We start from the raw sequence: 13,074 nt of genomic DNA, 5'->3' as shown, positions 1-13,074 counted from the left end.
GCCGATATGCTTAGCATATCGGCATTTTTCATTATAAATACTTTAACCAAGGCTTGTTAGCCTTACGCTTGTATTCACTAAACGTCTTGGTTGGCCAATAAAGCCCTATTGCCAGCAGCAAAGTAATAAACCAAATACCTGAGATATCACTGACTCCTAAATATTGCCCTTGATTTGCCCCCCAGATCAGCATGCCTATTTGATACATAAAGAGCAGTACATAGAGGTGGAAAATATAAAAGAACATAGGCACAGAGCCATATACACGTAGCGCATTAGTAACGCGGTTGAGTGGTCTTTCAAATAACCATAAGCCAACAAACATGCCTGCTAACGTGATCAGCAAAAAGCTCAGTGACGGTGGGTACTTAGTCACGTTAAACACCGACATCATGGTTTCTGTTGTGGTGCTAAACGTTTGCCACGGCAAAGTTTCACCATAAATATTAAAACCACGCAGCAGCGCAAATAATCCCACACATAACAGGGCTAACAGCAGTAATGCTCGCTTACGTGAATCCGCCGATTGAGTGTGTGCATATAAAGGACCTGCACAGTAACCCAATAAGATAACGCCAATCCAAGGCAGCACTGGGTAGCTAATTTTGACGTCGATTAAACCGCCTTGTGATAGATAGCCTCGGTCATGCAAAATCGTCCACAGCGAGTAACCAAACTCATCGGGCGTAAAGCTGATTGGAGTCAGTAAGTTGTGACCAAATACAATAACTAAACCAAGAACCAGCAATAGGTTGCGTGGCAGCTTAATCAATGCTGCTAACACCAGCATACAAAGGCCAATCGCCCACATCACTTGTAGCCAAATAGTGTGGTAGTAACCCATCCACGAAAAACAAATCAGGGTCACTTCGAGGGCGATTAAAAATAGCCCTCGCTTGATTAAAAAGCTTCGTGCTGAGCGCGCCACGCCACTTGCTGGATGACTATAAAGCCACGCCGACAAACCGGTTAAAAAGATAAAGGTTGGTGCACAAAAATGCGCAGCAAAGCGGCTCCAAAAAAGCCCTGGCGAAGTTGTATCAACCACCATGGGATCGGCCACCTGCATGTGCAAGAAAAATCGCTCTCGCACATGATCAAGTAGCATCAGCAGAATAACGACACCACGCATGATGTCGATACTGTGAATACGGCTTTTAACTTGCTCAGAAGTCATAACTTACGCCAAGTTTAAATTGCGTTGGCGCACCCGGGTAGGCCCACAATGCATTGTAAGAACTGGCAATATAATGTTCATCAAACACGTTATCAACATTCAGTGATACTGTCGTACGTTCAGTCGCTCGCCATTTAGCAAATAAACCAACAGTTTGGTAACTCGGTAAACGGAAAGTGAGATCAGCTGGGTCGCCCAAACGGTCAGACACATATTGATAATGACCACCAATCTTTATTTCTTGTGCGAATAGACTTAGGTCATGGTTTAAGCCAATCGAAAGGTTATTCTTTGGTACGTTCACAAGTGGGCTACCTTTAGGAATTGGCACTAACCAGTCAACATTTAGACTGTCTGTGGCAGTCTCGGCATCAACATAGGCATAAGATAGGTTGTACTCGGTATTGTCACCCAATGAACCTGTTAAATCTAACTCAAAACCTGTGCTATTTGCTTTACCTACAGGTGTTGAATAACCCACATTTACTGGATCTGCCACCAGCATGTTGCTCTTGCTTGCATCAAAATAAGCAAGTGTACCGCTGATATTGGCGTAGCTAAATTTAACACCTACCTCAAACGAGTCACTTTCTTCAAAACCGAATGGATTACCCTCGGCATCGGTGCCACTCAGTGGTAAAAAGCCTTCTGAATAGCTTGAGTAAAGGTTAATGTCGTCATTAAGTGCGTAAACCACACCAAAACGTGGACTAATGCGGTTTTCTTTGCTGTTTGATGCCACACCAGACTTAGTCTCAAAAATATCTTGTTCAATTTCATCAAAACGCAGACCTAACATCACTTTTAAGTTATCGGTTAGATCTAGTTGGTCTTGCAGGTAAATACCGTACGCATTTTGTTGTTCGTTATTTTCGTACTGCATGCCCACTTCAGGGCCTTCAGTAGTGCTGTACTCTGGCTCATAAATATCAATGGTATAAGTACCATTACCACCACGGTAGCGATAAAGCCCAGTGCGCAGCTCATAGTCGTAACCGTCAACACCAATCAATACATGGTTGGTGATACCGGCAACATCAAAGTGACCGCTTAATTCAAAACGCAGCGATAAATCATCAGACTCATAGTCACGGTATCTGTGCTGGCGAGTTAAAGTTCTACCATCATCAAATAATGACTGACGCGATGGTGAAAGCTCAGCATCTGACGAATAACCCGTTAACGTTGCAGTACGGTAACTAGCACCTAATAACAAGCTCCAATCTTGGTTTAGATCGTTGCTGTAATTTAATTGATGGCCGCGCGAGTGCACCTTGGTTGGTGCATCATTTGGATTACCTAAAAAGCGTGACTCAGGCACGGTATCAAAATCACCATTTAACACCACAATACCGCGGTCATACATTTGCTGTTGATCAACATACTCAAACTCATAAGTCAGCGATGAGTTATCGTTGATTTGATAATAAAGCGAAGGCGTAATCACGAATTTGTCGTGGTGTACATAGTCTCTGAAGCTGTCGCTATCTTGCCATGCGCCATTGATACGAAATGCTAAATCATCGCTTAAACCGTTAGTGTAATCACCTTGAATACGCTTGTGATCATCGCTACCCAACTCAGCTTGAAGTTGCCCTTGCTGATAAAACTGTGGCTTTTTAGTAATAATGTTTACGGTACCACCCGGCTCCGAACGGCCATAGAGTGCCGAGCCTGGTCCTTTTAATACTTCGATGTATTCAATGTTTGATACATCACGCGGGCCTGCAAAGCCGCGACCACCACTAAAACCGTTAACTAAGTACCCAGACGGCATATTTTCGTTACCAGACAAACCACGAATTGAATAGCTATCCCACAGTGCTCCACCATTATTCTTACGAGTAATACTGGCAGAAAAATCCAGTGCATCACGAAACTTTGTAATACCGTTATCAGTCATCATGTCTTTACTTAATGTGGTGATCGATTGCGGTAAATCTTTTGTTGGAATATCACCACGAAACGCCTGTTTATGTTCAATGGTGATCGTTTCGATATCGCTGTTATCAGCTGCATGTGTATTCGCTGCAAACGCCGCAGCTAAGGCTAAACTAAGAGTTGAGTACTTCATAAGGTCTGATTGTAAAAGTTAAGAGAAATGATTTGTTATAAAATAACACAAATAAAAAATAGGTTATAGTATAACAATACATTTATCCCTTAATTTTTAGCCAAGCCTCTAGTTTACAAAGATAATTTTTAACGCTAAATTTGAGGTGGATTAAAAAACAAACAAGTTAAGGAAAGCTATGTATAAATCACTTTTAGCATTAACGCTCATATGCGCATCAATCAGCTCATTCGCAAACCCTGATTTATCACGTAAATTTCCATTTGTTGATATTCAAGCCCAGGTACTCGATACCACTACAGATAAGCCTAGCTGGCAACGGCTGCCACCAATGCACCATGTACAATACCCGACAGGGCTGCTAAATCGACAAGGCAGTGGCTGCGCAATTGTCAACTTTCAGGTAACGCCAGAAGGCGATGTGAAAAACTTAAATATTGAAAATTCAGCGCCAAAGCGCTTTAGTAAAGACGTTAGAAAGGCAGCAAGGCAAATAGTGAGAGACTGGCAATGGCCAGAGCGCACGGATGAACAAGTAATTGAGTTAACCATGCGTTTTGACTACTGCTTAACACACGACTTCGACAAAAAGAGTGAAGCCGTTGCCATGTGCGTTGAGCATTCAGAACAAGCCTGCGAGTAAACAATAAATTTGCCGTGTAGATACTTGAGCCAATGCCAGCTATTGCCTACAATGGCGCACAATTTATTCAATGCAGATCGCAACTATGACTGATACACAAAAACCAGAATTACCAAACCAACTTTCTATCAATCCACGTAGTAAATTTTATGTGGAAGAAGTTTTCGAACATGAAATTGGTGTAAAACTTAACGGCAAAGAGCGTTTTGACGTTGAAGAATATAATATCAGCGAAGGCTGGATCAAAGTCGCTTCTCCAAAAGCCCTTGATCGCCGCGGCCAACCTTTACTATTAAAAGTAAAAGGCACTGTAGAAGTATTCTACAAGTAATTCAGTTTTGCTGAATTAGCTTGTTGGCCAATTCAATGGTTGGCCAACAAGTTTATATCTTTACGAGCTTAGGCACTCAGCCCCTCGTTTTTTCCCACACAAGCGAAAGTTAAACCAATGCCCGGTGACGACAAAGAGCGAACCCAATAAAGTAAGTACTTTTTCGCCAGCCTCACCAATAACATTTTCGCCAAGCAGCACCGCTGCAGACAACAACACCAGCCCTGCACCTCCTAGCATCAATAATCGATAACGTTTATGTTTTTTACACCCTAAAAATAGTGCTAATAAGCTGCTTGGCAGTACCGCAACTAACATCCAAAAATGAAATTGCTCATTACCTAAACCCAGTGCTGCAGCACTTGGTAATAAAACCAATAACACAGGCACAGCTAAACAGTGAATAGCACACATAGCTGATAACCCGATGGCAAACTTGTCCATTATTTCTTGTAATTTCACTGAATAATTCCTACAAAATTGAACACATGAATTATAAAAAGTGCATCAAGCAAGTTTTGCTTGGCACTCATTGCATACTCCCAGCATTTCAAATTGCTTTGTTTGTGAGGTAAAACCTGCATCATCAAAATGAGGGAAAAGCTTTGCAACATCACTGTGTGAAACCGCTAAAGTCTCAACTTTTTGGCAATGACGGCAAATCAAAAACAAAGAAGTCTCACGCTTAAAAACCTCACTGTCGGTACCGTAAGCGATATATTTGTTAGCACTATTAAGCCTGCGAACAAGGTTTACCGACTCCAAAAAGCTCAAAATTCGATAAACAGACATAACAGATACACTTGAACTTGTGCGCAGCTTGTAGCAACTGGCTAATTCGTAGGCCGATAACGGCACGTCTGTGGTTAGTAATATTTGCAGTATTTGCTTGCGCTGAATGGTGAACTTTCTACCATGCTCAAGGCAAACCTGCTTCGCTTTATTAAGTGTGCTGGTTAATCGCTGTTTATTCATAGCGGCCACTCAATATAAGGTTTTGTTGCTGTCAGCTCTGCTATCCCGTGCGCTTGCTCTGTGATCCACTGTGCTTCGATAACAGATATTGCTTCAGCCCATGCAAATAAAGTAACTGTGACTTTAGAGACGGGCTTATCACAGTTAAACGAGTATTCAACTTCTAAGTCTTGATGTGCATGATGAGTGTGATGCTCAAATGGGTTTTCAAAATTTGCTTGAGTAAGCTTACATTCGCCGTTAAATGTCACTAACTGCTGTGAATTTGCTAATTGGGCTAACGTTTGTTTAATGGTTTGCTTTTGCTCAGCTGTCTCGGGCTGATGCTCAAAGCCAAAAATATCTCCAGCCGGTAAAATGAACTTAACCCGCCACTTGTCTTGATCATGAACCACAAAAAGCACTCCCTCACCATGTGAATGATGATGGTGTTGATGCCCTTGAGCTGAAAAAATACATCCAACCATAAAGCATATCACTGCTAATTTTGCTGCTTTCATAACCCCAATCACTCCATTTACCTCACTTTAAACATGCTGTTACAAAAAAGAATAAAACTCATTCGTCGATTCACACTTGATACATTATAACAATTAAAGCACAATTGATACATTATAACATATCTACAATGGTGAATAATGAATAACATCTCAAGAGTGGCTGTCGTCATAGCAGCGTTATTACCAGCCAGTGTTTTGGCACAATCAATCAAAGGCGTTGTTTTAAATAACCAAGGTAAAGCGGTGGCTAATGCCACAGTTGACCTTGAAGGGTCTGATCAAAAAGTAACAACTAACGACAAAGGTGAGTTTGAAATCAGCGGCTTAAATAACGGCTTAAAAGAGCTACATATTTCAGCGCCAGGTTATGCTCACTTACATCGAGATATCACACTTACCAATGACAAGACCACAGCGCAACCTTTAATCTAAAGCGCTCACCGATTGAAGTGATTGATGTTGAAGCAACGCCGATTCATATGTCGGCAATGGAATCTGCCTCACCTGTTAGTGTGTTATCTAGCGAACAATTAAGACGCCAACAAGCATCAACGCTTGGCGATAGCCTCGAAAAGCTGCCGGGCGTTAACACAAACTTTCATGCCAAGGTTGCCAGTACGCCTGTGATCCGTGGTTTGAGCGGCCCACGTGTTTTAATTACGCAAAATGGCTTAGATGTAAGTGATGTGTCACGTGTTGGCCCTGATCACTCAGTGGCATCGGAAGCATCAACAGCGCAGCAAATTGAAGTATTACGTGGTCCAGCAACTCTATTTTATGGCAGCGGTGCAATTGGTGGTGTCGTCAACGTAGTTGATAGCCGAGTACCAACAGACAGCACAACACGTGGTGAATGGAACCTAGAACATAACTCTGTAGATGAGCAAAAAGTTGCTTCGTTTAATGCCACCACAGGGACAGAGTCATTTGCCTTTTATGCTGATGCATTCTGGCGTGAATCAGGCGATTACGAAGTACCTGTTGCCGCCGATATTGACGACACAGAGCACAGCTCAAAGTACGTAGTAGAAAACAGTAATGAAGACTCAGATGGCTTTACTGTTGGTACTAGCTACTTATTTGAGCAAGGTTACCTTGGTGTTGCGGTTGAGCAATTTAACCGCCAATACGGTATTCCTGGCCATACTCATGGTGAAGAAGAAGAGCATGATCACGAAGAGGAGCACAGTGAAGAAGAAGCTGTTTTTGCTGATCTTGAACAAACCAAAGTTCAGCTACTTGGTGAATACAATATCGACAGTGAGTGGCTAAGCAAAATTAACTTACGTGCAGGCCACACAGACTACGAACACGCTGAAATCGAGCACGGTGCTGTAGGCACAACTTTCAAAAACGAAACCAATGAGCTGCGCGTTGACATTCTGCATAGCCAATTTGATGAGTGGAATGGTGGCGTTAGCTTTCATTACAAAAAAAGTGATGTAGAAGCACAAGGCTCAGAAGCATTCACCCCTCCTTCTGTTACTGAAAGTATTGCTTTTGCAATTATGGAAGAAAAGCATTTTGGCGATTTTTTAGTGCAATTAGGTGGCCGTGTTGAGCGAGTTACTATTGATGCTAATAATGTGCTGTTACCTGAGATCGACGCCCATGCACATGATGAAGACGGTGATGAGCACGACCATGATCATGACCACGAAGAATCAAACTACACACGCGTATTTGATGTTGCCCAAGAGTTTACACCGGTAAGCTTATCAACAGGTGTAGTATGGGATTTTACACCAGGTTATAACCTAGGTTTATCGGTATCGCGTTCTGAGCGCGCTCCGTCTGCTTCTGAGCTGTTATCTTTCGGCCCACACATTGGTACTGCAACGTATGAAGTTGGTGCGCTATTCGACACTCATGATGGTCATTTTGAGCTATCAGATGACGCTATCGATTTAGAAACGGCAAATAATATCGACCTGACATTCCGTAAAACCGAAGGTGATATTGGCTTTATCTTCAATGCCTTTTACAACCAAGTAGATAACTATTATTACCAGATCAACACAGGCCTATACGCTGAAAGCGGTCATGATCACGACCATGGCGACGAACATGATCACGAAGAAGAGCACGATCATTCATCTGAACTACCGGTTTATTTATTTAAAACAGACGATGTGATTTTACATGGTTTTGAAGCGCAAGTTGCTTGGCAGCTAAGCGATGAATTTAAACTCGACTTATTCTCAGATTATGTACGCGCGCGCCTAAAAGACGGCGGAGATTTACCACGCACTCCACCACTGCGTTTTGGTACGGAGTTTAGCTATCAAACCGAAAACCTAACGGCAAATATTCACGTTACGCGCTACCAAGAACAAGACCGCATAGCACAAGAAGAAACCACAACAGACGGCTATACCCTTGTTGATGCCAGTATTTCTTATGAGTTATCGGTATTGAACCAAGACCTATCGCTTTATTTAAAAGGCACAAATTTAACGGACACAGAAGCCCGCGTTCATAGCTCATTCTTAAAAGACATTGCACCACGTCCTGGGCGCAGTTTTGCGTTTGGTGTTCGCGGCTACTTCTAAAACAAAATTACAAATAAAGGAAACCTACATGACACACTTATTTAGATTAAAACTATTGGCACTGGCAATTAGTAGCACCCTGATCACCGCATGTGGTGACGCAGAAACAAATATTGTTGAGAAAGACCCTATCGAGGTTCCTGACGACAGTGGTGATGACCATGATCATGATGACGGTTATACCATTGACTCAATGGGCCGTTTAGCGGTTTTAGCAGCTGATAGCAACGAAGCGAATATCTTTGATTTAGATGACGACTCACTACTAGAAACGTTTTCGCTTATCCATGATTCAAGCTCACTAAATGTTTCACCAAGCTACCGTTATGCAGTTATTGCTAACCGCAGCCAAGATTACTTAGGTTTTATCGATGGCGGTTTATGGCGTGAAGATCATGGCGAGCATTTACATGATTATAAACAAGGCCCTGCATTTAGTGACTACGAGCTAACAACGGGCAGCCGCCCTACTCACATCGTTAAACATGATGGTCAAATGGCCGTGTTTTACGATGGTAATGCCGATGCAGGTACGGTTGCCTCTGTAGAAGTGTTAACCGATAACGACATTGCTAACGAAACAGAGACGCTTGCTGGTATTCAGTACGACATCAATATGCATGGTGTTGCAGAGCCACGTGGCGAGCACCTAGTTGCAACATTGCGCCGTGCGGATAGCGAAAGCACTTCAAACGCTAAAATCCTGCCGGATCAAGTGGGTGTTTTCCACCTTCATGAAGGTGAATATGAGCTTGAACAAACATTTGAAGTTACTTGCCCAGATTTACACGGTGCAGCGCAAAACCATGATTATGTAGCATTTGGTTGTGGTGACGGTGTACTGGTAGCCCACCAGCATGATGATGAATACCATGCAGAAAAAATCGCCAATATAGATGCTCTAGGTGATACACGTATTGGCACATTATATGGCCATGAAGGTAGTGAAAGCTTTATTGCAATTGCATCGGGTGTATTTGTAAGTATCAATCCAAGCGAAGCTGAAATGGAAGTACTAGAGTGGCAACTTGATGAAGGCGTAAGTGCTGTATCTTACTCATTTTCAGCAAGCGGAGAGCACTTTTTAGTACTTGATAGCTTAGGCTTTTTAAACGTGCTTGAAGCCCATGAGCACGACGGCCACATGCACTGGGAGCTTGCCGGTAAAGTAGATATCACTGAAGAAGACGTAACAACGATGCCAGAGGGCATGAACTTCAGCATGACTGTGTCACAAAATAGGGAGTTTGCTTATGTTGCCGACCCTATCGCTCAGCATGTACTAAAAGTACATATCGAAGATCTTGAAATTGAAGGTGATCTTGAACTGACTTTTGCACCAAGCGCCATCACTTGGTTAGGTATTGCAGAAGACAGTGTCGATCACGACCACTAAGAAGTTATGTTTTATGGTATGACATAGCTCGCAAAGGTTGGCATTTACTGCCAACCTTTTTTTATTCATATTTTGTAACAGACCTTTCATCGCAACTGCATCGCTATTTAAGTCTTAATGGTTATGATGTAACAGTTCCCAATATAGGATGTAATCCCATGAAAAAACTAACAACGTTGGCACTGGCCATGGCTGCGACACTGGCACCTTGGGCATCAGCTTACGAAACTAAAGACACGCGCTTACTGCGCTTTCCTGATATTCATAACCAAAATGTTACCTTTGTTTACGGTGGTGATATTTACATTGCTAATACGCAAACAGGCGAGAGCAAACGCTTAACTGACCATATTGGCTTTGAAACTTTCCCTAAGTTTTCACCTGATGGTAAACGCATTGCCTTTGCAGCCGAGTACAATGGCAGCCGCCAAATTTATGTAATTAACAGCGATGGTTCTGGCTTAAAACAACTGACTTACTACAACGATGTTGGCCCAATGCCACCACGCGGCGGTTTTGATTATCGTGTTCTCGATTGGACACCAGATGGCAAAAATGTGGTGTTTCGTGCTAACCGCACACCGTGGGGTAAACGTATGGGTCGTCCATACATGGTTCCTGCTGACGGAGGCCTTGAGCAGCCTCTGGCTATTCCAGAAACTGGCGGCGGTATGCTTTCGCCAGATGGTAGTAAATATGTTTACACGCCAATTGACCGTGAGTTTCGTACTTGGAAGCGTACCCGTGGCGGTCGTGCACAAGATGTCTGGGTTTACGATCTAAAAAACAATACCTCAGAGCAGCTAACCACTAACCGCGCTACCGATCAGCAACCAACCTGGGTTGGCGACAACATTTACTTTGTATCTGACCGAGATTACACCCTTAACTTGTATCAATACCAAAAAGGCGCTGAGCCGAAGAAGCTGACCAACCATAAAGACTTTGACGTACTGTGGCCATCAGCTGGCCCAAATGCTGTTGTTTATGAAAACGGTGGTTACCTTTATCGCTTTGATCCAAAAACTCAAAAAAGCAGCAAGCTAAGTATTAACATTGCTGGTGTGCGTCAATACGCAATGCCGTACACAAAAAATGTGAGTGACTTTATCGACTCAATGTCGATTTCTCATGATGGTAAGCGTGCACTCTTTACTGCCCGCGGTGAGCTATTTAGCGTACCGGTTAAACAAGGCCCAACACGTAACTTATCTTACACAGCAAAAGGCCGCGAAATTGACGCAAGTTGGTCGCCAAATGGCCGTTATATTGCTTATATGAGCGATGAAAGTGGCGAATACGAAATTTACTTAAAAGACCGCAGTAAAAATAATGCCACCAAGCAACTAACCAGCAACGGAACTATTTGGCGTTTTACACCAATTTGGTCACCTGATAGCTCAAAACTGTTATTTGCAGATAAAAACCACACTCTTTGGTGGATAGACGCAAAATCAGGAAAACAACACAAAATTGATACCAGCATCTACGATGAAGAAGGCATTCGCCAATATACTTGGTCGCCAAATAGCGAAGACATTGTGTATGTGAAAAACAATGAAAACCGCTATGCCTCGCTGTGGCACTACAATGTTGATAAAAAGAAAGTGACTCGCTTAACGGATGAAATGACCAATGAGCAAAACCCAACTTTCTCTCCTGATGGTCAATACCTGTATTTTAGTTCTGAGCGCGACTTTAACTTAGCCTTCAGCAGCTACGAGTTCGACTACATGTTTAATCGTGCAACGCGTATTTATGCCGCAGCCGTAAATGACAGCATCAAACCACTTATCGCACTACAAAGTGACGAAACAGCGATCGTCAGCGATAAACAAAAAGATGACGACAAGAAAGCGAAAAATACCCTGCAAAGCAGCGATTTTATGCAGCGCGTTACCGCTTTAAATGCACCGGCTGGAGATTATCGCGGTTTAACGGCTGTAAAAGATGGCGTGCTAACACTGGCTAATGGCGGCCTACAATTAATAGGCACAGCTCATGACAGCGAGCTTGAAACTGTGGCTAAAGGGGTTCGTAGTTATACTATTTCGAGCAACGGTGAACACCTGTTAGTACATGCGGGTAACGATTACAGCTTAATTGAGCCTAAAGCAAAACAAGACCTAGCAGCGAATAAGCTTGATCTTAGTAACATGACCTTAAAAATTGAGCCGCAAATTGAATGGCAGCAAATGTATGTTGAAGGCTGGCGTACATTACGTGATTGGTTCTACGATGAAAACCATCACGGCCAAGATTGGGATGCAATTTTAGCTAAGTATCAACCTATGGCTGATGCTATCTCACATCGTAGTGACTTAGATTACATTCTCAGTGAAATCGCAGGTGAAATTAATTCAGGACACATTTATGTGCAGTCGGGTGATATGCCAAAAGCAGAGCGTAAAAAGCACGGCTTACTGGGAGCAAAACTTGCCAGCGATCCATCTGGATACGTAAAAATTGAGCAAATCTTCCAAGGTGAAAACTGGCATGAAGACTTCCGCTCACCACTTGGCACAACAGGGGTAAAAGCACATAACGGCGACTACATCATTGCCGTAAATGGCCGCTCAGTAAAAGACGTCGCTAACTTCTACGAATTACTAGAGAACACTCAAGGTGAGCAAGTTGAGCTAGTCCTTAACAATAAGCCGCGCAGCAAAGGTGCATGGCAAGTTACCGTTAAGCCTGTAGCTAGCGAGCAAGGTTTGCGTTATTTAGACTGGGTTAACTCTCGTGCAGCCTACGTTGATAAGCTATCAAATGGCCGAATTGGTTATGTTCACTTACCAAATACAGCGTTTGAGGGTAACCGCGCCATGTTCAAAAACTACATGCCGCAAACCACCAAAGACGCCATGATTATTGATGACCGATACAATGGCGGTGGCTTTATTCCTGAGCACATGATCACTTGGCTTGCTCGTAAACCACTTAACTATTGGAAGCGCCGCGGTGTTGAGCCAACGAAAACACCACAATTTGCTCATGATGGTCCAAAAGCCATGCTGATCAATGGTTACTCAAGTTCAGGCGGTGATGCTATTCCTTACTACTTCCGCCAAGCAGGGTTAGGTAAACTTATTGGTACCCGTACTTGGGGTGGATTAATTGGTATTTCAGGTAACCCAAGCCTTGTCGATGGCGGCCAAGTTATCGCGGCAACATTCCGCGTTTTAGATAACAATGGCAACTGGATCATCGAAAACGAAGGTGTCACTCCAGATATCAAGGTTGTTGACCGCCCAGAGTTAATCTACCAAGGTAAAGATCCATCGATTGAACGTGCCGTAGAAGAGCTATTAAAAGAGCTAAAAGACAACCCGAAAAAGCCACTCACCGTGCCACCAGCACCGACTGACTTTTAATTCTTAACTGGTTGTTAAAAAGCAAAAAACTCCGCAGCAATGCGGGGTTTAT

Annotated in this window: 9 protein-coding genes and 1 pseudogene; 5 read left to right on the top strand and 5 right to left on the bottom strand. The window is 43.1% G+C overall.

The genetic code is table 11. The annotated features are described in order from the left end of the window. Nucleotides 1-31 precede the first annotated feature (31 nt). Nucleotides 32-1,177 (bottom strand): DUF1624 domain-containing protein, encoded by a 1,146-nt coding sequence (locus AADY36_RS00220; protein WP_342408350.1) that lies wholly within the window; start codon nucleotides 1,175-1,177, stop codon nucleotides 32-34. Next, nucleotides 1,167-3,251 carry a TonB-dependent siderophore receptor gene (locus AADY36_RS00215; RefSeq protein ID WP_342408349.1) on the bottom strand — a complete coding sequence of 695 codons (2,085 nt, stop codon included), beginning with the start codon at nucleotides 3,249-3,251 and terminating at the stop codon, nucleotides 1,167-1,169. Before AADY36_RS00215 ends, AADY36_RS00220 begins: the two co-directional genes overlap by 11 nt. A gap of 178 nt (nucleotides 3,252-3,429) precedes the next feature. On the opposite strand from AADY36_RS00215, the gene AADY36_RS00210 reads away from it, so the two are divergent. Continuing rightward, nucleotides 3,430-3,894 (top strand): energy transducer TonB family protein, encoded by a 465-nt coding sequence (locus AADY36_RS00210; protein ID WP_342408348.1) that lies wholly within the window; start codon nucleotides 3,430-3,432, stop codon nucleotides 3,892-3,894. 85 nt (nucleotides 3,895-3,979) lie between these two features. Then, complete coding sequence (locus AADY36_RS00205) at nucleotides 3,980-4,225, top strand: DUF3297 family protein (RefSeq protein WP_171037140.1); 246 nt, start codon at nucleotides 3,980-3,982, stop codon at nucleotides 4,223-4,225. A 60-nt stretch (nucleotides 4,226-4,285) separates the two neighbouring features. Here AADY36_RS00205 and AADY36_RS00200 read toward each other — a convergent pair whose 3' ends face one another. From AADY36_RS00200 to AADY36_RS00190, 3 genes are read right to left on the bottom strand one after another with little or no spacing between them, the layout of a single operon-like run. Next, a complete protein-coding gene (locus AADY36_RS00200; RefSeq protein WP_054563008.1) occupies nucleotides 4,286-4,687 on the bottom strand; it encodes a MerC domain-containing protein in 402 nt (133 codons plus the stop codon). Between the two features lie 45 nt (nucleotides 4,688-4,732). Beyond that, nucleotides 4,733-5,200, bottom strand: coding sequence for a Fur family transcriptional regulator (locus AADY36_RS00195; protein WP_055198507.1), 468 nt, complete (start codon nucleotides 5,198-5,200; stop codon nucleotides 4,733-4,735). After that, nucleotides 5,197-5,700, bottom strand: a complete 504-nt coding sequence (locus AADY36_RS00190; RefSeq protein WP_055020614.1) for a ZrgA family zinc uptake protein — start codon at nucleotides 5,698-5,700, stop codon at nucleotides 5,197-5,199. Before AADY36_RS00190 ends, AADY36_RS00195 begins: the two co-directional genes overlap by 4 nt. Before the next feature lie 138 nt (nucleotides 5,701-5,838). On the opposite strand from AADY36_RS00190, the pseudogene AADY36_RS00185 reads away from it, so the two are divergent. The 3 genes and pseudogenes from AADY36_RS00185 to AADY36_RS00175 all read left to right on the top strand — a co-directional run bounded on the left by AADY36_RS00185 (nucleotide 5,839) and on the right by AADY36_RS00175 (nucleotide 13,022). Continuing rightward, a pseudogene (locus AADY36_RS00185) lies at nucleotides 5,839-8,252 on the top strand (TonB-dependent receptor). Nucleotides 8,253-8,280: 28 nt separating this feature from the next. Next, nucleotides 8,281-9,648, top strand: a complete 1,368-nt coding sequence (locus tag AADY36_RS00180; RefSeq protein ID WP_342408347.1) for a 5-methyltetrahydrofolate--homocysteine methyltransferase — start codon at nucleotides 8,281-8,283, stop codon at nucleotides 9,646-9,648. A 158-nt stretch (nucleotides 9,649-9,806) separates the two neighbouring features. Further along, a complete protein-coding gene (locus AADY36_RS00175; protein WP_342408346.1) occupies nucleotides 9,807-13,022 on the top strand; it encodes a S41 family peptidase in 3,216 nt (1,071 codons plus the stop codon). Nucleotides 13,023-13,074: the final 52 nt, after the last annotated feature.

The sequence above is a fragment of the Pseudoalteromonas sp. D15MCD-2 genome (assembly GCF_038562745.1).
Taxonomy (GTDB): Bacteria; Pseudomonadota; Gammaproteobacteria; order Enterobacterales; family Alteromonadaceae; genus Pseudoalteromonas.
Note: the sequence above shows the minus strand (reverse complement) of the source record. Positions and strands in the feature narration are given on the sequence as shown.